This is a genomic window from Shewanella abyssi (genome assembly GCF_023284025.1).
Taxonomy (GTDB): Bacteria; Pseudomonadota; Gammaproteobacteria; order Enterobacterales; family Shewanellaceae; genus Shewanella; species Shewanella abyssi.
In genome coordinates, this window is the sequence record NZ_JAKIKR010000005.1 from 93,613 (window position 1) to 114,753 (window position 21,141).

The window sequence follows — 21,141 nt, forward strand, 5'->3', positions numbered from 1 at the left end:
AGCCGTTAACGCTGATCCCTATGCAATTTATAAGAAAAGTACTAAATTACCTCTTGGATGGTTTTCACCTCCAAAATTGTATTTTATTCTGCTATATAATCAGTGACTTCTAAACCAAAACCTGACAGTGAATGATAACGCTTCGGTGAGCTCAATAAGCGCATTGATGTCACGCCTACATTTGCTAGGATTTGCGAGCCCACGCCAACTTGACGCGAAGTTCCTTGCCACTGAGGAGCAATCGGTGCACTACCGTTATCTTCAGCTTCAAATGCTTTCACTTTTGCGAGAATGTCGCTGCTATGTTCTTGATGCCCGAGCAGTACCAGTACGCCGCCGTCTTCGCTAATGCGTTGCATTGCTTTTTCTAATGGCCAACTGCGCTGTTGATCGCGCTCTGAATGTAACAGGTCATTAAAGGTATTCTGCAGGTGGACACGTACAAGCATGTTCTCAGTAATAGCGCCTTTGACTAATACATAGTGTAATTGGTTGTCGATAGTGTCGCGGAAAGTCAGCATATCGAACTCACCAAAACGGGTTGGCAATTTACATTGCGCTTCTCGAACTACACTGGTTTCTTTAGTGTTGCGGTATTCAATTAGGTCGGCAATGGTGCCCATCTTTAACCCGTGCTTTTCAGCGAAGATTTCAAGATCTGGACGACGGGCCATGGTGCCATCATCATTTAATATTTCAACGATGACTGATGAGGCTTCAAAACCTGCAAGTCTTGCTAAGTCGCAACCTGCTTCAGTATGACCGGCACGGATGAGTACCCCGCCCTCTTTTGCCATCAATGGAAATATATGGCCAGGCTGAACAATATCACTAGGCTTAGCATCTTTGCCCACAGCCGCTTTAACCGTAACGGCGCGATCTTGCGCTGAAATACCAGTCGTCACGCCTTCGGCTGCTTCAATAGACATGGTAAAGTTGGTCGAGAACTGTGCATTGTTGTTAGTGACCATCAACGGCAGGTTTAACTGTTGGCAGCGCTCTTTAGTCAAGGTTTGGCAAATAAGGCCGCGACCGAAAGTCGCCATAAAATTTACCGCCTCTGGCGTTACCATGTCAGCAGCCATAATAAGGTCGCCTTCATTTTCTCTATCTTCGTCATCCATCAAGATAACCATCTTGCCTAGACGAATATCTTCGATGATCTCTTCTATATTATGTAGCGCCATGTTTAGACCTTTATTTTGTATTGCTGCATTAGCTGAGGTCGCTAACTTTTATGCCTATGCTGGCAAAGCAGTCTATAAATTTATATGATTATTTTTTTGAGCCTCTAAAGATAAATTCTATCTTTAAAATCGCCTTAAGCCAGTTTTTAACGTAAAAACCCTGAGCGAGCTAACAATTCCATGGTAACTTCAGACTTGGGTTGTTGTTCTGCCTGCTCTGATGAATAGCTCATCAACCTTTCTAAATGACGGGCAATAAGGTCAACTTCAATATTAACGTTATCGCCAGCCTTTAAGTTTATTAAGGTTGTTTCACCCGCAGTATGGGGAACGATAGTTAATCTAAATCGATGCCCTTGCACCTCATTAACCGTTAAGCTCACACCATCAATGGTAATTGAGCCTTTGTGTGCGATATATCGCCCCAGTTCTACCGGAGGTGATAACCAAAACTCTATCGCCTGGCCACGGACTTGTCTATCATCAACGCGGGCGATGCCATCAACATGGCCACTGACCATATGGCCACCTAATCTTGTTGTTGGCGTGACTGCTTTTTCTAAATTAACTGCGGTGCCGACGGCATAGTTTGCAAAGCCTGTAAGGCTAACCGTCTCAGCTGAGATATCGGCAACATAGCCATCTGCATGTCGCTCAACTACGGTGAGACATACACCATTGGTTGCAATGCTGTCTCCAAGTTTTACGTCCGACAGATCAAGCTTAGCGCTGGCTACAGTTAATCGAATATCATCACCACGACGTTCAACTTTTCGTAAATGACCTACAGATTCAATAATTCCGGTAAACATAAAGTTAATTACTCATTCTTAACGTCAAGCGAGTATCTTTACCCACTTTGCGTTCATCTATTACATTAATACTAGGGATCTGTGACATGGTCTCAAATTGGGGTAAGGCAAGTAAGTCTCGCCCTTGAGCGCCCAGTATCTTCATTGCTTGATATAAAATAATTTCATCAGCTAAGTGATCGCTAACAAACGCACCAGCAAGTGTGCCACCAGCCTCAACTAATACTGAGTTACAGGTTTTGCCAAGTAAAGTAAGCACAGCCATAAGGTCGACTCGATTTTCTTTGGCGGGCAATATCTGGTGGCTAACATGAGCCGGCCATGCCGACTTAATATTCTCAGGGTAGTCACAAGTACTAATGAGTAAAATAGGGCTGTCGATGGAAAACATCTTAAGCTCAGCACCGAGCCGTGCTTGGCTGTCTAATACTACACGCATCGGTTGATGCAGTTCTGCAGGGGCGATCTCATTTGATAAAGAACCTAACTCGCTATGGCGTACATTTAAACTGGGGTCATCAGCCAAAACGGTTTCAACACCGGTGATCAATGCGCAATGTCTTGCACGCACCCGCTGTACATCTCTACGGGCTTCTGGGCCAGTAATCCACTTCGACTCGCCATTCGATAATGCCGTTTTACCATCAAGGCTAGCAGCCAGCTTTACCGTTACCCAGGGTAACCCCTGCTGCATTCTCTTCAAAAAGCCTAGGTTAACCTGCTTAGCAGCGTCGGTTAATAAACCAACATCAACTTGAATACCTGCATCGCGAAGCATGGCAATACCACGACCAGAGACTTGTGGGTTAGGATCGGTCACGGCAATAACAACGCGGCTAACGTTGCTTTCGATTAATGCTTTGGCACAAGGCGGGGTTCGGCCATAATGGCTGCAGGGTTCTAATGTGACGTACGCGGTCGCACCAACGGCATCTTCACCCGCCATATTAAGCGCGTAGACTTCAGCGTGAGGGCCACCGGCACGAATATGGTAACCTTCGCCAACAATCACACCGTCTTTAACTAATACGCTGCCAACACAAGGATTGGGTCTGGTGGTATAGAGCCCTTTTTGCGCTAACTCAATAGCAAGACTCATCATTTGATTGTCTTCAGTTGACCACATAGTAAAATGAGTTCCGATTAATCAATAAGGTAATTAAGGAGGTATAACTATTTCTGTAAGTCTGCGATAGCTTCACCAAACTCTGATACGTCTTCAAATGCGCGGTAAACCGAAGCAAAGCGGATGTAGGCTACTTTGTCTAAGTTAACCAATTGGTCCATCATCAAGTTACCAATCAGCTCGGATTTAACTTCACGCTCTCCCGTTGCACGCAACATCGACTTAATCTTAGTCAATGATTGCTCGATTTGGTCCATAGACACCGGTCTTTTCTCGACCGCTCTAAGCATACCGCCGCGCAGTTTCTCTTCATCAAAAGGTTGGCGACTACCATCTTGTTTTACCACTCGAGGCATCACAAGTTCAGCACCTTCAAATGTAGTGTAACGCTCATGGCATTGCACACACTCTCGACGACGACGTACTTGATGGCCATCGGCGACAAGTCGCGAATCAATCACTTTAGTGTCTGTTGCGCTGCAAAATGGACAATGCATCGGGCCTCCGGTCTGGTTTTAGAAGTCGTTAGGTTAACGGTTTAAGAAAAACCATTATAAATTACCAACAAAAATGGCCGCATAAATGCGGCCATTAAAGTTTACCTGATTTAACGCTTAAGGTTAACCGTAAACAGGGAACTTAGCGCACAATTCAAGAACCTGCGACTTTACCCGCTCGCTAACAGCAAGATCTGAAATGTCATCAAGCACATCACACATCCAGTTAGTCAGCTGCACAGACTCGTCCTCACCAAAACCACGACGGGTTACAGCTGGAGAACCAATACGTAGACCCGATGTCACAAAGGGTGAACGTGGGTCATTAGGGACTGAGTTTTTGTTGACGGTAATGTTGGCATTACCGAGCGCTGCGTCAGCTTCTTTACCGGTGATATCTTTGCTGATCAAATCAAGCAAGAATAGGTGGTTGTCAGTACCGCCAGAAACAACATCATAACCACGTTCAATAAACGTGCGTGCCATTGCTTTTGCGTTAACAACAACTTGCTCTTGGTATGTCGTAAATTCAGGTTCTAGAGCTTCCTTAAATGCAACCGCTTTAGCAGCGATAACATGCATCAAAGGACCACCTTGACCACCTGGGAATACTGCAGAGTTAAGCTTTTTGTAAATCGCTTCATCATCAATGGCAGAAAGGATCAAACCACCACGAGGGCCCGCTAGGGTCTTATGCGTCGTTGTGGTAACAACATGCGCATGTGGCAGCGGGTTGGGATAGATACCAGCAGCAACAAGACCAGCAACGTGTGCCATATCAACGAATAGGTAAGCACCGATTTTATCGGCGATTTCGCGGAACTTGCCCCAATCAACGATACCTGAGTATGCGCTGAAACCAGCAATGATCATCTTAGGTTGATGTTCAACGGCCAGGCGTTCAACTTCAGCGTAATCAATCTTGCCTGTTGACTCGTCAATACCGTACTGAACAGCATTATAAAGCTTACCAGAGAAGCTAACATGTGAGCCGTGAGTCAAATGACCACCGTGAGCAAGGCTCATACCTAGTACAGTGTCGCCACCTTGAAGAAGCGCCATAAATACGGCAGCGTTAGCTTGTGAACCAGAGTGTGGTTGAACGTTAGCGTAGGTTGCGCCGAACAACTCTTTGGCACGAGAGATAGCAAGCTCTTCAACGATATCAACATGCTCACAACCACCGTAATAACGCTTACCAGGGTAACCTTCTGCATACTTGTTAGTAAGCTGAGAACCTTGAGCTTCAAAAACGCGAGGGCTAGTGTAGTTTTCTGAAGCAATGAGTTCGATGTGCTCTTCTTGACGACGAGTTTCATCTTCAATCGCTGCAAACAATTGTGGATCGTAATCCGCGATATTCATGTCTTTTTTCAGCATTATTCACTCCAGCTGTAAATTCTTATAGTAGGGTTGCGCGGTATGATACAGCGCAATTGATCACAATCCCAGCATTAGAAACATGAAATTACTTGCAATTTCCCATGAGCGACATTGGATAAAGAGCAAATTTACGCGGGAAACCTGCTCAGGGATTGTATTACATAGAAAAAACGCCTTTAATCTATCGATTCATTACCTTGTAGTGAATATACAGAAAACTCTGTTCTATAAATGAGCCTGCTCATCTGTCTTTATTCGCCGATAGTGGAATGCAGAATTTCGATGCTCAATTAACCCTCTAGCGCGATTTAACACCTTCCACCTAGTATCGATAGGCTAAGCGCACACTAGTACGGCTTTCACTATCATCATTGCGGTAAAAAATATTGCGATTATCAATACCCGCTAAAGTACCACTGCGATCAAGTCGCTCATGGTGCATGCTCAGACCGAACGTTTTGCTGATGGGCACTTCAAGATAAACTTCGTAACGATCACGGCTATCTTTAAAGTCTAAATCGCTCTTATTAGGATTCCAGTCACTACTGCGATTAAACTCTTTATCATCAATAGAATCCCATCGCTGGGAGGTGACTTTTAAGCCTAACAGTAGGTCTCTGTAACTCGCTTCAACTTTCACTTTTGCGGTGTGACCCAAGGCATAAGCATAACCGCCCTCCCAAAGCACAGATTTAGTTCCCCAAAACTGTCCACCTGAAGCACGGTAATCTTTACTGGCAAAGGGTTTCACCATACTAAAATCAGCAAAAATATCACCGCGGACGCTGACATTTACATCCGCATTTTGCCATTCACCGCCAACAGATAAGCCAATAACATTAATGGCAGCGTAGAAATCCTCTTCATCTTCCTGACCTAAACTACTGTATTCAATTCCCATAGACGGACCGACAAACCAGCTATGCCCCCAGGAATCACGTGAGCCCGTCATTGGCTTTACCTCATCAGTGTAACCTCCTAAAAAGAGTGACGATGACAGCTGCCAATCTTCTACCCCCTCTTCGGAGACACCCAGTTCCATATCAAGCTCAACCAAACTCGGTGTTGCCGATAACGCATCGTATTGGCCTTGCACGCTGTCGATGCTGGCTTCAACGCCAAACAGCATGGTCGTGGTGGAAATATCGGCCACAGCTTTAGTTGAATATAAAACACCAGTATAAATATCGAATTGATCTTGAGCTTTTCGTCGCTCAAAGCGGTTGGGCGAATCGTAACCAAACCAGCCACGTATGCTTCTTGATGGATTAAATACTGCCGCAAAGGTTGCCGGTACCCAACCGTCTTTAGTGTCTAACATCTCTGATAATTGGAACAAGCTTTCACCTAACACTGAACCACCAAAGGTGGTCACTATCTGATCGTTAATACTGACGACCTCTTTATACTCGGCAAACACTTCCCATATACCTGATGCCAAAAAGTTACCCAGCATTGACTCATAATAATTAAAATTATAATTACGGAACGCTTGATGGTAGAGCGCGCCAGCATATGCGTGCCCCCAATTCATGCCGACTTCATTATCATCAAGCTTCCACGATTCAGTCGTGACAATACGATCAACAAAATACTGGCCGGTATTGCCTTCAATCTCGTAATCAAAATCCTCTTTCATGCTCTCTTCGCCGGATTTATACAGCAGCTCACCCATAACCAAAACGACGCTAATTTCAGCTAACGCTCCCCACCAATCTTTCTCTATCAGTTGTGGTAATGTAATGGCGGGATCGCTTTGTGACTCACGAATAATAGCTGCTGAGGGATCTGCCTCATCGGCCCACACTGGCGCCTTGAGCGCAAAAATAACAGTCGCGAATACTGCATACTTTTTAATTTTCAATTTATTCCCTTAAATTAACCCATCAGATTGCTATCACAATCGTTACTGCAGCTCTATTTGGACTCGGCCACATCTTTACGTTAACAACTGTTACCGCGATGTTACATAAATCCAGTTGAAATATCAGCTAATCCACCCATTTGAGACAATACTTTTATTGAACTGCAGACCCCTAAGACAAAGTTCAGATTTAAGTTAAGCCGCGATTCGAGTAGAATTGCGGCCATTCCCAGTCAAAGAGAAATAAAATGGCTCAGTTTGTATATAGCATGCTTAGAGTGGGCAAGATTGTTCCGCCTAAAAAGCAAATTCTAAAAGATATCTCCTTAAGCTTTTTCCCGGGTGCCAAAATTGGTGTTTTAGGGCTCAACGGCTCAGGTAAATCAACCCTGCTGCGTATTATGGCCGGCCTCGATACTGAAATTGAGGGCGAAGCACGACCAATGCAAGATCTTAAAATTGGTTACTTGCCCCAGGAACCCAAACTCGATCCAAATCAAACGGTACGTGAAGCACTCGAAGAAGCCGTGTCTGAAGCAAAAAATGCACTGACTCGCTTAGATGAGGTTTATGCGCTTTATGCTGAACCTGATGCCGATTTTGATGCCCTCGCGAAAGAGCAGGGTCTACTTGAAGCCATTATTCAATCACAAGATGCTCATAACCTTGATGTGGTGCTAGAGCGCGCGGCTAACGCATTGCGTTTACCCGATTGGGATGAAAAGATTGCAGTACTCTCTGGTGGTGAAAGGCGCCGTATCGCTATTTGCCGACTGTTACTTGAAAAGCCTGACATGTTACTGCTCGATGAACCAACCAACCACTTGGATGCAGAATCCGTCGCTTGGTTAGAGCGTTTTCTACAAGATTACGCAGGTACTGTAGTGGCGATTACCCACGATAGATATTTCCTCGACAATGCCGCCGGTTGGATTTTAGAACTCGACCGTGGTGAAGGGATCCCATGGGAGGGTAACTACTCTTCGTGGCTAGAACAAAAAAATGCGCGTCTGCAGCAAGAATCAGCCACTCAAAGTGCCCGTCAAAAGACGATTGCTAAAGAACTTGAATGGGTGCGTCAAGGTGCTAAAGGGCGTCAGTCAAAAGGCAAAGCGCGTATGGCTCGATTTGAAGAGCTTAATACCAACGACTATCAAAAGCGTAACGAGACCAACGAGCTGTACATTCCGCCAGGGCCTCGCTTAGGTGATAAGGTTATTGAGATTAATAACCTGACTAAATCTTACGGTGACCGAGTACTGATCGACGATTTAAGTTTTTCAGTGCCTAAAGGGGCGATAGTCGGCATCATCGGTGCCAACGGTGCGGGTAAGTCAACACTGTTCAAAATGATCTCCGGTGCAGAGCAACCTGACAGCGGCACTGTTGAAATAGGTGAATCAGTACAGCTCGCGTCTGTTGAACAGTTCCGTGATTCAATGAATGATAAGAATACGGTTTGGCAGGAGATCTCCGGTGGCCAAGACATTATGCGCATCAACAACACTGAAATAGCGAGTAGAGCCTACGTTGGTCGCTTCAACTTCCGTGGTGGAGATCAGCAAAAAATCATCGGTACTTTATCCGGTGGTGAACGCAACCGCGTACATTTAGCCAAGCTAATACAAGCTGGCGGTAACGTGTTACTGCTCGATGAACCCACCAACGACTTAGACGTTGAAACGCTGCGAGCACTAGAAGAAGCCCTGCTCGAGTTTCCTGGTTGCGCCTTGGTCATTTCCCATGACCGTTGGTTCCTCGACCGCATCGCAACACACATTCTCGATTATCGTGATGAAGGTAAAGTTAACTTCTACGAAGGTAACTACACCGAGTACTCTACTTGGTTAAAAGACACCTTGGGTACCGACGTCGTCGAGCCCCATCGATTAAAGTACAAGCGAATGACTAAATAGCCATTCATTTATACATTTGAAACAGAGGCTTAGGCCTCTGTTTTTGTATGAAAACTAAAACTCTCTCTTCTCCCATTTCCACTGCCCTGCTGTTGATGACCTTTTCTAAGATATAAAAAGTACCTATAGCCCCAGTCATATAAACTGCCACAGCTTATTTCCAATTAAGCCACAAAAAAGATCAAAGTATGAGATGCTAGGTTAAAAATCAATGGAATAATAAGCACTAACACCATGGATGATAAAAACCTTCTTCCACAGAAAATCACGCTCAGTCTTCATTGGCAGCTGCAGAAAAGAAGCACTAAATAATGAACAATATTTTTCGCCTTTCATTACTGGGGCTAACCTTGCTTAGCCCGTTTGTCATTGCAGAGCCTGTTACCGAGTTTGACGGTCCCTACGTGATAACACCTAAACATGAGCAAACCATCGCTTACTGGGTTTGTGACAATAAGCTCAAGACCACCGCGGTTGTCAGCCAACAAGTGAGTCGTCCAGCTCACTGTGGTGATTTGCCAGAAGTGATGCTTTCAAATGACCTTAAACAAGTCATGCCTGACACCTATTCAGCTATTAAAAAAGTGGTCGCCTTAAGTGATGTTCATGGCCAATATGACGTTCTTATTACCCTGCTCAAAAATCAGAACATTATCGATAGCGACGGCAACTGGGCCTTCGGCGAAGGTCATATGGTGATGACGGGGGATATTTTCGACCGCGGCCATCAGGTGAATGAGGTGCTGTGGTTCATGTATCAACTCGACCAACAAGCCAGAGAGGCTGGCGGCATGGTACACCTATTAATGGGTAACCATGAGCAGATGGTACTTAATGGTGACTTGCGTTATGTACACCAGCGCTATGATATAGCGGCAACACTCATTGACCGCCCCTACGACAAGCTCTACGGCGCAGATACTGAAATAGGTCAATGGCTAAGAAGTAAAAACACCATCATTAAGATCAACGATGTGCTGTACATGCATGGTGGGATCAGCAGCGAGTGGATAACTCGAGAGCTTACACTAGCAAAAGCCAATTCGCTTTATCGACAGCATATTGGTACAGCAAAAAAAACGCTTAAGGCAGATGACCTGCTAAATTTTCTGTTCTTTGGTAATGGGCCAACCTGGTATAGGGGTTACTTTTCCGAAGCGTTTACCGAAACAGAACTCGATACCATCCTTAACTATTTTGCTGTAAAACGAATTGTGGTTGGCCATACTTCGCAAGAGAGAGTATTGGGACTGTTTCACAACAAGGTTATCGCCGTCGATAGCAGCATTAAAAATGGCCAATCAGGTGAACTACTCCTCATTAAGGATAATGACCTAACCCGTGGCTTATATAACGGCAGTCGCCAAACGCTTTGATCTATCACTAACGCTAAGAAACCTAGCAATACCAAGCACCAGTTAGTCACAATAGAGTAACTGACTGGTGCTAATTGCAACTGAGAGTATATGGTTTTATTGCTGCGCCCCCCGTTAACTCCCTTGAACTTATGCTTAAGCGCGACAAATGAAACCAGAAATAAAACAGATCGGCAACTATGTTAAAAACTCGCCACCACAGTGAACGCCCTGTAAATAACTAAATGCTAATTTTCGCTACTTTACATTGATTTACCCTACTGATGCTTTTTTTTTCTTAAAATACAGCCAACTTCGGCAGCGTTAAGTAATCATTCATGAAAACATCAACTTTTGTTATTCCTATCTTGCTCATAGTGGCGGCAACACTGACGTATAGCCGTTTATCTGAAGCTAAAAAAACGGATTCAAAAGAGCGAACGATTCGTACCGTCCCGGTGATCACTGGCACTGTTGAGCAACATGAACTTGCCCAATCGCTATCGCTCGTCGGTAAACTTGATGCTGAACAATCGGTCTTAATTGCCCCGCAAATCGCCGGAAAAATAGCTGCAATTAATATCAGTTCAAATCAAGAGATAAACGAAGGCCAGCTGCTCATTCAACTTGATGATGCAAAAGCGCAAGCAGCCCTTGCAGAAGCCGCCGCTTACCTTACTGATGAAAAGCGTAAGCTGACTGAGTTTTCAAAACTGATTAGTCGCAATGCAATTACCCAGACAGAGATTGATGCGCAAAAAGCCAATGTCGATATGGCGGCTGCAAGACTAGCAGCAGCCCAGGCAGACTTGGATTATCACTATTTAAGCGCGCCATTTTCTGGCACTGCTGGATTGGTCGACTTTAGCCAAGGGAAAATGGTGACCGCGGGTACTGAACTCATCAGCCTCGATGACCTGTCCAGTATGCGTTTAGATCTGCAAGTCCCGGAACATTATCTAGCGATGCTAAGCCCGGGAATGACCGTGGTCGCCACAAGCCGTGCTTGGCCAGATACTCACTTTTCCGGTGAGGTGACAGCTATCGATTCCCGGGTAAGCCAAGACACGCTCAATCTGCGTGTTCGGGTTCAATTCAACAACAACCATCATCAGCTAAAACCGGGCATGATGATGTCTGCCACTCTCGTTTTCCCAAGCGTATCTGAGCCTGTTATTCCCGTGCAAGCATTGGAGTACTCAGGTACCAATCGTTTCGTTTATGTCGTCAGCGAAGAGGGGATCGCGACGCGCACCAAAGTAACCTTAGGTGCCCGTATCGACAATCAAGTGCTTATCACCGCTGGCCTAGCCATTGGCGATAGAGTCGTCGTGCAAGGGTTGGTTAATATGCGTGATGGTTTACGTGTTGATGACTTACAGGTGAATAGTTTACAGCTTGATAGTTTGACTGATCCTGCAATTGCCCAAGATGCTGAGCAACAAACAGAGCCAGCGCGAGGTAGCATTTAAATGTGGTTGTCCGATGTCTCCGTAAAACGTCCTGTGGTTGCCATTGTCTTAAGCTTACTGCTTTGTGTCTTTGGAGCCGTGTCGTTTAGTAAGCTCGCGGTGCGTGAAATGCCAGATGTGGAAAGTCCAGTCGTCACCGTGATGACCACCTATGACGGCGCTTCGGCGACCATCATGGAAAGCCAGATAACCACAGTGTTAGAGAATGAACTGACCGGGATCAGCGGAGTTGACCAGATCCAATCGGTCACCCGCAACGGTATGAGCCGTATTACCGTGACGTTTTTTTTAGGCTGGAACCTAACCGCAGGCGTCAGTGACGTGCGTGATGCAGTCGCCCGTGCCCAGCGCCGACTGCCCGATGAAGCCAACGATCCTATCGTCTCCAAAGATAACGGTACTGGTGAGCCTTCGGTATATATCAATTTAAGTTCGTCGATTATGGACAGAACTCAACTTACCGACTACGCCCAGCGTGTATTAGAGGACCGTTTCAGCCTCATTAGTGGCGTCAGCAGTGTCGACATTTCTGGTGGCTTATATAAAGTCATGTACGTTCAGCTTAATCCAGAGCTTATGGCAGGCAGACAAGTGACCGCTAGCGACATTATTAGCGTGCTGAACCAGGAAAACGTCGAAACCCCAGGCGGTGAAGTCAGAAACGACACCACTGTGATGGCAGTAAGAACCGCAAGACTGTACCAAAAACCAGAAGATTTTGATTACTTAGTCATTCGCACGACCAACGATGGCAGTCCGATCTATCTGAAAGATGTGGCCAATGTATTTATTGGCGCTGAGAATGAAAACTCCACCTTTAGAAGTGATGGCGTGGTGAATATCAGTTTGGGCATAGTGCCGCAATCAGACGCCAACCCACTCGAAGTGGCTCAAGATGTTCATAAAGAGGTTGACCGCATTCAGCAGTTTCTGCCTACAGGAACAAACTTAATTGTCGACTATGATTCCACCGTGTTTATCGACCGCTCAATCGATGAAGTGTTTAATACCCTAGCGGTCACCGCTTTATTGGTGATATTAGTTCTGTACATTTTCATCGGCCAAGCACGCGCCACGCTGATCCCGGCAGTAACGGTGCCAGTGTCGCTGATCTCAGCATTTATCGCCGCTAACAGCTTTGGCTTTTCAATAAACTTATTAACCTTAATGGCGTTGATCCTATCCATTGGTCTTGTGGTCGATGACGCGATTGTGGTGGTTGAGAATATTTTCCACCACATCGAAAAAGGTGAGCCACCGATCCTTGCCGCCTATAATGGGACACGCGAGGTGGGTTTTGCGGTTGTCGCTACCACCGCCGTACTGGTGATGGTGTTTCTGCCGATCTCATTTATGGAAGGCATGGTTGGCCTGCTATTTACCGAATTTTCGGTGATGTTGGCGGTATCAGTTATTTTCTCCTCGATTGTCGCATTAACTTTAACCCCAGTGTTAGCCAGTAAACTGTTGAAAGCCAATGTTAAGCCTAGTCGTTTTAACCTCTGGGTTGAGTCATTATTCACTCGATTAGAGCTGTTTTACCGCAGCATGGTTAGCAAAGCGGTATCACTCAGATTAGCGGCACCGTTGGTGATTATTGCCTGTATTCTCGGCAGCGGCTTTTTGATGAATAAAGTGCCCGCACAACTCGCCCCACAAGAAGATAGAGGGGTGATATTCGCCTTTATCAAGGGCGCAGAAGGCACGAGTTACAACCGCATGGCTGCCAATATGGAGCTAGCAGAAAAGAAGCTCATGCCACTTTTAGGTCAAGGGGTAGTGAAATCCTTTAGCATACAAGCCCCCGCTTTTGGCGGCCGCGCTGGCGATCAAACGGGCTTTGTCATTATTCAGCTTGAAGACTGGAACGAACGAACCGTTAATGCCCAGCAAGCGTTAGGTGTCATTGCAACAGCGTTAAAAGGGATCCCCGATGTCAGGGTGCGGCCAATGCTGCCTGGCTTTAGAGGTGGCTCAAGCGAGCCTGTGCAATTTGTTTTAGGTGGCTCAGATTACCAAGCGTTATTTAAATGGGCGACAGCACTAGAAGAGGAAGCCCTTTATAGTCCAATCCTTGAAAGTCCTGAAATAGACTACAAAGAAACCACCCCTGAACTCGTGGTCACCGTTGACCGAGAACGCGCCGCAGAGCTTGGGATCAGCGTGGCAGAAGTCTCTGAAACTCTCGAAGTAATGTTAGGTGGCCGCAGCGAAACCACCTTTGTGGAGCGTGGCGAAGAGTACGACGTTTATCTGCGAGGCGATGAGAACAGCTTTAATAGCGTCGCCGATCTCAGCCAAATTTATATGCGCTCGGCTAAAGGGGATTTTATCACCCTAGACACCATCACGCATATTGAAGAGGTTGCCTCAGCGCAAAAGCTAAGCCATAACAACAAGCAAAAATCGATAACCCTAAAAGCCAACTTAGGCGAAGGCTATACCTTGGGTGAAGCGCTAGACTTTTTAGATCAAAAAGCCATTGAGATGCTACCAAGCGATATTTCGGTGGCTTATACCGGTGAGTCAAAAGACTTCAAAGAGAACCAAAGCAGCATATTTATGGTGTTTGGTTTAGCGTTACTGGTGGCCTATTTAGTCCTAGCGGCGCAGTTTGAAAGCTTTATTAATCCGTTAGTGGTGATGTTCACCGTGCCAATGGGCGTATTTGGTGGCTTCTTAGGCTTGTATTTGACGGGCCAAGGGCTGAACATTTATAGCCAGATTGGCATGATCATGCTTATCGGCATGGTCACCAAGAACGGTATTTTGATTGTCGAATTTGCCAACCAGCTAAGGGACAAAGGCTTAGAGATTGAGCAAGCGATTATTGACGCCTCAGCCAGACGCTTAAGACCTATCCTAATGACGGCCTTTACCACGCTAATTGGTGCAATTCCGTTAATCATGTCGACTGGCGCAGGCTCTGAGAGTCGAATTGCTGTGGGTACAGTGGTGTTCTTCGGTATGGCGTTTGCCACCTTTGTCACCTTGCTTATCATACCAGCCATGTATCGATTGATCTCAGGGGCAACTAAGTCACCAGGGTATGTTGAAGCGCAGCTTGATAAAGCAATTGCAGAACAGGCGTTAAAACCATTGTAATTAGCGTTGTAGTTTTAGTGATGTATTTAGTAATAGTGATAATCTGAATTGAGGGCTTACTGACGTAAGCCCTTTTTTGTATCTGCACATTCACTGACCGCCAGTCATTGGAACCACTTTAGTCTGACGCTCTCTCAGTCTCTAAACGAGTCAGATCAGCGCTACCTCTTAATTTGACTCAATATTGCTGATGCTATTAATTTACATATAAGACTGGGTGCCGAGCAACTAGCTTGTTAAATAACGTTTAGATCACAAATGCAACAACACCCTCTAGCAATACTACCTACAAAGGGGTACCATTAGAAAAAACTGATGGATATTGGATACCTAATGAAAAACTATAAAACTGCTCTACTATTGATATCCGCTTCACTTTTGACCAGTGCATGCGGCAGTGACAGTAATGATGTCGCTCCAGAAGCCTTAACGGGTCAGTTCTCCTTAGCGGTTTCAGACTCGCCAATGGCTGGAGTTTCTCATGTCGGCATGGTAATGAGTGAATTGGTCTTAACAGATTCCAAGGGAATGGTTCAGCGACATAATTTACAAGATATGGCGTTTAATCTGCTCGATTATCAAGGTATGGACAGCCACATGGTGATTTCAGGTATCGAATTACCTGCGGGACATTATCATGATGTTCATATTAATATCGTTCAGGGAGATGGTAACCAAGGTTGTTATGTGGAAGACGGTCAAGGACGCCATGGTTTACAAATTGCCGATGGTCACTTACCCGTTGAAGATTTTGAAATCATTCACGACCAGCATCACTCTATGACATTAGAGATTGACCTATATCGTGGCCTTTCTCATGAGCAAGATGAATATCAACTGCACCATGAAGGAATGTGGTCAATAGATAATAGTCACATGGGGCATTTGCTCGGTGAGGTTGATCCTCAATGGGTAGCAGATTGTGAAACGGCCAATACGGATAAAACACCTATTGACGCTCAATTTCACCATTTAGCCTATCTGTATGCAAATGATGTAACAGATATTAGCCAGATGGCAGATATGGGAACAACACCTCCTGCTGGCATGAATAGCCCAGTTGCTGTATCCCGCATGATGCAGGACAGTGAAGGAAATTGGAGTTTTACAATGGGGTACTTACCTGAAGGTGATTATCGTGTTGGCTATAGCTGCTTAGGTCATTTGGACGACCCCGCAATTGATGACATCAGTGGCGGAGAGTTTCAAATGTTTAAAGACTCAGGTTCTATCACTATCGAAGCGGGTAATTCAGGTGGCCAACAGACTACCCATGAGTGTGGTAACGGCAATGGTGGCCATCATGGCGGCCATCGCTAGATTATTAAGTCTCTATATTTAAAAAATGGCGCCTAATCAGGCGCTATTTTTTCGATTCAAAACGGCAGAGGAGCACTTATTCTTCTCCCATATAACTAACAAACCGATAGGCAATATACGCGCCCTATATGCGGCATTATTATGTACGCCAAAAGCGTCATTTTTCCGTCTTAAGCCTAACGCTATGCCAAACCCCTTAAAATCAACACAGATACAAGCTGATACCTAAGTTAATAAAGCCGGCCAAATTGATTTAAAATCATAAACCACCAAAATCCAACCCAACAAACAAGCCACAGCAAAACCATAAAAATAAACCATATAAAAACAACAAGGTAACATTAATCGGTTATTTTAAAGTTAATTGGTATATCGCCTAATATTGGCCAACTATTTGCTACTAACAGTGCAATATAAAACATAAGTAACTTTATTAAGGTGTAACCGGTGAAAAAACAACTCTCTTTGGCAATAGCAATGGCATTAGGTTTATCAGCATGTGGCAGCAGCGACAGCGCTTCTACTCCGCCACCAGCGCCTAAATATGACTGGCAGATAATCAATCTTAACGTTGCCAACCAAGCTGATGTTGCCAAGGGTTGTATCATTTACGATGACGCCCTTGCCGAACCTGAAAAAGTAATTACTGCGTCGGTTGCTATTTATGGCTATAACATCTTATTCCATAATCGTGATGGTAGCGTCATCGCCAAGCACACCATTAAAGCGACTGAAGTCCCAAGCTCAGGCATCGTCACCATCGATAGTGCCAATGTGCCTGATGGCGGATTTGTTTCACTAGAAGAGGTTGACGGCGGTATTGGTGGTAATGCTGATGTCTATATGTTCTCTGTTCAAAAAGAGCTGCTATCAGATCTCGTGCTAAACGTGCGTCAACCACAAAATGGTGCTAGTTGCTATAAAGGCGAGCAAAACGTGTCTGTAGAAGTCGTTAAAAGCGCTGCGGTATCGGTGCTGCAAGAGAAAAACATCGGCTATTACCAATCAAGCTACGGACTGGACGTCGATGGTCACAGTATCTCATCACATATTCCGGTTAAGTCTGAACTTCCCGCTAAAAAGCAGGTACTCGTGACAGCTTATGAGAACGATACCGAAGGCAACGCCACCATCATGAGCTACTACGGTTTAATCCAATCGGGTTATATCTACGATAGTAATAGTGACGGCTCCATTGTGGCTAGACCGTTAACTAACGAGAACTTGATTAACCAAGCTTGGACTACTGCCAACAACTTGAGCATAGACAGAAATAGTGCTGTCTACATGGTCAATAGCGAAAACACCTATTTATGGCAGTCAATCTTTAACAGTAACCAAGAGTTTGCTTTGGTCGATGGCAGCAGCAATATGCAGCAGTGGTCAGCGTACTTTACCGGTACAGACAATGATTATGACTGGCGATATCACACATTCATTGCACTGGATGGCAGTAACAGCGTGGTCGAAAACGCACTACCTGCAATGTATGACTTTGACGATATCAGTATTGATACCAATTGTGGCTCTGAGACTTCTGCAGACTTTTGTATCGACACCTCAAGCTTTAGCAGCAATGATTTTGACTTACAACGCACCCAAGTACGCTCAACAACCACTGTAGGCGGTCGTAACTTCTATCAATCTATCTACGCAGTGCCAAACGCACAGCAGGTATTGATGAACAGCAGCGCTGTGACAATGGCACCAGAGTCAGCCAATCGAATTGAAATTGGCCTGACAGCATCTGACAATCTACCCCAAGCCCTTAGGTACATGATGGCCGAATCCGTTAATATTCAAACTGCCGCTAAAGATTCACCACTAGTGCCAAATTATAGCGACACTAACGGTTCTATTTTAACCATTGCTGAAAAGAGCGCGGCTCATCAAGCTATCTTGTCGACTAACAGCACTATGGTTTCAAACAGTAAAAATTAATCAGGGTCTGTTATTGATCCCAAAGAGAGCTCACCACTAACTGGAAAAGGACGCAATAATAGCGTCCTTTTCTATTCAATAAATAACATAATTTAGCCGATGAAACTAAACTCAACATTTTCCAAACCAAATCCCCTAGCGTGCAGCCATGTAAAACCCGACTATCATTAGTAGTACCTTCAACTGGTTAAAAGTACGTCATCTTTTGCCGCGAATAAGTCGGTTGAGTTTATGATTAAACCTCACATACGTCCTCAAATCATTGAAACAATCAGGGTTAATGGCCTGTATTTAGCTGATAGACGGGTCAAAAGCAGAGAGCCTACAACTGGCAAACCTCAGGTAAAACCCAGTGTACGTAAACGCAAAATATACCGTCATAGAGATACCATTATCGACATTTGGGTCTAATCGCTGCAGTCCTGCTGCACTTGCTCGGCTCTTATTCTGCTCTTTCTCTGCTCCTATCCTGCTCCTATCCTGCTCCTATCCTGCTCCTATCCGGCTCCTATCCGGCTCCTATTCGGCTCCTATTCGGCTCCTATTCGGCTCCTATTCGGCTCCTAATCGGCTCCTAATCTGCTCCTACCCTGCTCTTACTCGGCTGTTATCCTGCTCTTATCCTGCTCCTAATCTGCTCCTAATCTGCTCCTATCCGGCTTTTAATCTGCTCCTATCCTGCTGTTAATTTATTTCAACACTTCACTCCTTTAGCCGCCTAAGGTATTGTCTTGAACGCTACTTTCTAAAAATGGTCATTTCGTGAAAAAAATCGCTCTGTTTGTTGATGTACAAAATATCTACTACACTTGCCGGCAAGCCTACGGTCGTCAATTTAACTACCGTAAACTTTGGCAACACCTTGGCTATGAAGGCGAGATAACCCATGCCACAGCCTATGCTATTCACCGTGGTGATGACGGTCAGCTAAAATTCCAAGATGCACTGAAGCACATAGGTTTCGAGGTCAAACTCAAGCCTTTTATACAACGCAGTGACGGTTCAGCTAAAGGTGACTGGGATGTGGGGATCGCTATCGACATCATGGAAGTGGCCAGTGAAGTGGACAGCGTGATTTTACTCTCTGGCGATGGTGATTTTGACTTGTTAATGCTCAAGATTTATCAAAAGTATGGCGTTGAAACGCAAGTTTATGGCGTGCCTGGATTAACCGCTAAATCGCTCATAGACTCTGCCAGCCAGTATCACCAGATTGATGACAGCTTGTTACTCTAGTTTAAGTCGCAGTTTGACAACCATTGAGCGTGCTAACGTACTGAACTAAGATCGTCAGCATAAAAATCAGCAGCGCTAAGTGTAAGTTCAAAAAGTGTTAAAAGCCTTCAACGGAACCATTGAAGGCTGTTAGCATTTTACTTAGCTTATACCCATCTTCAGGTAGGATGGGGCTATACTCGATAAAATTTCTCAACATATATAGCCGCTTGGCTATGCCAGTCAAAACGTTGCTGCTTAGCTAATCGCTCCATTTCCTGCCACTTATCACTGTTATGTAACTCAATAGCATGTTCAAAGGTTGAGATAAGCCCAGCGCCTTGGGCAAAAACATCACTTCCTTTAAATACAAAGCCGGTTTCCAAATGATGCACTGTGTCTTTAAGTCCACCCACATGATTAACTAAACACAGTTGCCCTTCGCGCATGGCGAGCATCTGACTGATACCGCAAGGCTCAAAAGAGCTCGGCATTAGAAACAGCGAACCACCTTGATACAGCACTTTAGACAAGTCCTCATCATAACCATCCAGAAAGAGAAAATTGTCATAACGAGCAGCTATATCGGCAAACTCACGGGCAATGCTCTTATCACCACAGCCCAACAGCACACACTTTCCGTTTGGCTTAAGCACGGCTAAGCGCTCTAGCAACACTTGCAATACCGTTTTGCCACGCCAGTGTACTTTATCCGCCTCATCAGAAAAACGATAACGTAAAATCATCACTTTTTGATCTGTGAGTCGCCCCACCGAGGTCATTATAAAATCGGGGACACTGTGTGCAGCTTGCGCTAGTTGCTGTGCTAAGTGTGTTGCTGTGAGTAACGGTTCGACATTATTTTGCCATTGATGTAGGCGAGACTGTGCGACAAAGTCTTGACTGCTGACATGTTCCTTACCCACTTGCCAACCCAGCAGTGCGGCTTCCGCTGTGGCTAAAATAGTTTGCCAACTCTGGAGCGTTAATGCTCGCGTCGCTGTTTGCCTATCATCAATATCAGCGCCATTTAACGGCACTTCTGGGTACATGCAGCCATTCAAAATACCGATAAGATTTTGTTGCTCAAGCTTGGCTTGCAAGTCAGCCTCTAGCCCCTCACCGCCAAAAAATCCTTTAGCATGCACTGAGGGTTTGAGCACCTCTTGTGCATAACTTGGCGACACCAAATGTACCCGGTCGCTCAAGGTGATCGCCGCTCGAAGTGGGTTGATACAATTGGCGTATCTTGGGTCTGTTATTGCAGCAAACTGTTGCTCACTTAAGGTATCAGTTAATGCGGGAAACCAAGCTGCAAGAGAGGAGGTTTCATCTCGCATTGGCCTAATGCCTTGCATAGCCAAATTATGAATACTAAACACACAAGGCAATGTCTTAAGCTGCTGAAAATGATTATCGAATACCCGTAACATCGAGAAAATACCGCAATGCCAATCATGCAGATGGATAACATCGGGCGCTGGCGATATGACCGGACTCGACTTATCCGCTGCAATCGCTACCAAATCATCACTTAACGCCTTGGCGACAGACAAGCTAAACAGGGCAAACTTAGTGGCATCATCTGCAAACGGGCGAGCGGCATCGCCTTGGGAGTAGATCTGACCATCAACATTAAACAGTGGATGTGAGAACAGATAAAAATAGCGATTATCGAGGCTTGGGTGCGGCGCTTTATAGACTGCAACACACTCGTGTTTGCCTGCGAAATTAACATTAATGTCGACAAGCCACTGCGCATTGGCGGCGCGGTCTAAAAATCCATAGCTAGGCATGGCCACATCAACAACCACGTTTAGCTTGGCTAACGCTAATGGCAGATCCCTAATAACATCTGCCATACCACCGACTTTACCGCCAGCGATCGCGCCATTTTCCGCCGCTAACATCAATATTCTTGGCATTGCTTGTTGTTTATTTGCCATGA

The 21,141-nt window shown here is 45.3% G+C and carries 14 protein-coding genes; 7 read left to right on the top strand and 7 right to left on the bottom strand.

What is annotated here, in order from left to right:
* Window positions 1–83 precede the first annotated feature (83 nt).
* The 6 genes from ribBA to L2755_RS04030 all read right to left on the bottom strand — a co-directional run bounded on the left by ribBA (window position 84) and on the right by L2755_RS04030 (window position 6,869).
* The gene (gene ribBA / locus L2755_RS04005; protein ID WP_248979456.1) at window positions 84–1,187 is read right to left on the bottom strand and encodes a bifunctional 3,4-dihydroxy-2-butanone-4-phosphate synthase/GTP cyclohydrolase II; all 1,104 of its coding nucleotides are present in this window, start codon (window positions 1,185–1,187) and stop codon (window positions 84–86) included.
* Between the two features lie 146 nt (window positions 1,188–1,333).
* Window positions 1,334–1,999, bottom strand: a complete 666-nt coding sequence (locus L2755_RS04010) for a riboflavin synthase (RefSeq protein ID WP_248979457.1) — start codon at window positions 1,997–1,999, stop codon at window positions 1,334–1,336.
* A 4-nt stretch (window positions 2,000–2,003) separates the two neighbouring features.
* Window positions 2,004–3,125 carry a bifunctional diaminohydroxyphosphoribosylaminopyrimidine deaminase/5-amino-6-(5-phosphoribosylamino)uracil reductase RibD gene (gene ribD / locus L2755_RS04015; RefSeq protein WP_248979458.1) on the bottom strand — a complete coding sequence of 374 codons (1,122 nt, stop codon included), beginning with the start codon at window positions 3,123–3,125 and terminating at the stop codon, window positions 2,004–2,006.
* Window positions 3,126–3,172: 47 nt separating this feature from the next.
* On the bottom strand, window positions 3,173–3,622 hold the full coding sequence (nrdR, locus tag L2755_RS04020; RefSeq protein ID WP_248979459.1) for a transcriptional regulator NrdR: 450 nt from the start codon (window positions 3,620–3,622) through the stop codon (window positions 3,173–3,175).
* A 123-nt stretch (window positions 3,623–3,745) separates the two neighbouring features.
* Window positions 3,746–5,002, bottom strand: coding sequence for a serine hydroxymethyltransferase (gene glyA, locus L2755_RS04025; protein WP_248979460.1), 1,257 nt, complete (start codon window positions 5,000–5,002; stop codon window positions 3,746–3,748).
* A gap of 325 nt (window positions 5,003–5,327) precedes the next feature.
* Entirely contained in the window at window positions 5,328–6,869 is a 1,542-nt protein-coding gene (locus L2755_RS04030) for a DUF3943 domain-containing protein (RefSeq protein ID WP_248979461.1), read from the bottom strand.
* Between the two features lie 248 nt (window positions 6,870–7,117).
* Between L2755_RS04030 and ettA the strand changes: the two genes are divergently transcribed.
* The 7 genes from ettA (at window position 7,118) to L2755_RS04065 (ending at window position 19,214) form a co-directional block, all read left to right on the top strand.
* Complete coding sequence (gene ettA, locus L2755_RS04035) at window positions 7,118–8,785, top strand: energy-dependent translational throttle protein EttA (RefSeq protein WP_248979462.1); 1,668 nt, start codon at window positions 7,118–7,120, stop codon at window positions 8,783–8,785.
* Window positions 8,786–9,096: 311 nt separating this feature from the next.
* Complete coding sequence (locus tag L2755_RS04040; protein WP_248979463.1) at window positions 9,097–10,161, top strand: shewanella-like protein phosphatase; 1,065 nt, start codon at window positions 9,097–9,099, stop codon at window positions 10,159–10,161.
* A 317-nt stretch (window positions 10,162–10,478) separates the two neighbouring features.
* On the top strand, window positions 10,479–11,612 hold the full coding sequence (locus tag L2755_RS04045; RefSeq protein ID WP_248979464.1) for an efflux RND transporter periplasmic adaptor subunit: 1,134 nt from the start codon (window positions 10,479–10,481) through the stop codon (window positions 11,610–11,612).
* On the top strand, window positions 11,613–14,717 hold the full coding sequence (locus L2755_RS04050) for a multidrug efflux RND transporter permease subunit (RefSeq protein ID WP_248979465.1): 3,105 nt from the start codon (window positions 11,613–11,615) through the stop codon (window positions 14,715–14,717). It begins immediately after the preceding gene.
* A gap of 333 nt (window positions 14,718–15,050) precedes the next feature.
* A complete protein-coding gene (locus L2755_RS04055) occupies window positions 15,051–16,037 on the top strand; it encodes a DUF4382 domain-containing protein (RefSeq protein WP_248979466.1) in 987 nt (328 codons plus the stop codon).
* A 447-nt stretch (window positions 16,038–16,484) separates the two neighbouring features.
* A complete protein-coding gene (locus L2755_RS04060; protein WP_248979467.1) occupies window positions 16,485–17,978 on the top strand; it encodes a hypothetical protein in 1,494 nt (497 codons plus the stop codon).
* Between the two features lie 762 nt (window positions 17,979–18,740).
* The gene (locus tag L2755_RS04065) at window positions 18,741–19,214 is read left to right on the top strand and encodes a LabA-like NYN domain-containing protein (RefSeq protein ID WP_248979468.1); all 474 of its coding nucleotides are present in this window, start codon (window positions 18,741–18,743) and stop codon (window positions 19,212–19,214) included.
* 173 nt (window positions 19,215–19,387) lie between these two features.
* On the opposite strand, the gene L2755_RS04070 is transcribed toward L2755_RS04065, so the two are convergent.
* Window positions 19,388–21,139, bottom strand: coding sequence for a glycogen synthase (locus L2755_RS04070; protein WP_248979469.1), 1,752 nt, complete (start codon window positions 21,137–21,139; stop codon window positions 19,388–19,390).
* Window positions 21,140–21,141 lie beyond the last annotated feature (2 nt).

Bases quoted from the DNA above. Each gene is read 5' to 3' on its own strand.
- L2755_RS04045 (WP_248979464.1), top strand. From the start codon at position 10,479: ATGAAAACATCAACTTTTGTTATTCCTATCTTGCTCATAGTGGCGGCA.
- L2755_RS04010 (WP_248979457.1), bottom strand. From the start codon at position 1,999: ATGTTTACCGGAATTATTGAATCTGTAGGTCATTTACGAAAAGTTGAA.
- ribD (WP_248979458.1), bottom strand. From the start codon at position 3,125: ATGTGGTCAACTGAAGACAATCAAATGATGAGTCTTGCTATTGAGTTA.
- ettA (WP_248979462.1), top strand. From the start codon at position 7,118: ATGGCTCAGTTTGTATATAGCATGCTTAGAGTGGGCAAGATTGTTCCG.
- L2755_RS04055 (WP_248979466.1), top strand. From the start codon at position 15,051: ATGAAAAACTATAAAACTGCTCTACTATTGATATCCGCTTCACTTTTG.
- L2755_RS04070 (WP_248979469.1), bottom strand. From the start codon at position 21,139: ATGGCAAATAAACAACAAGCAATGCCAAGAATATTGATGTTAGCGGCG.
- ribBA (WP_248979456.1), bottom strand. From the start codon at position 1,187: ATGGCGCTACATAATATAGAAGAGATCATCGAAGATATTCGTCTAGGC.
- nrdR (WP_248979459.1), bottom strand. From the start codon at position 3,622: ATGCATTGTCCATTTTGCAGCGCAACAGACACTAAAGTGATTGATTCG.
- L2755_RS04050 (WP_248979465.1), top strand. From the start codon at position 11,613: ATGTGGTTGTCCGATGTCTCCGTAAAACGTCCTGTGGTTGCCATTGTC.
- glyA (WP_248979460.1), bottom strand. From the start codon at position 5,002: ATGCTGAAAAAAGACATGAATATCGCGGATTACGATCCACAATTGTTT.
- L2755_RS04040 (WP_248979463.1), top strand. From the start codon at position 9,097: ATGAACAATATTTTTCGCCTTTCATTACTGGGGCTAACCTTGCTTAGC.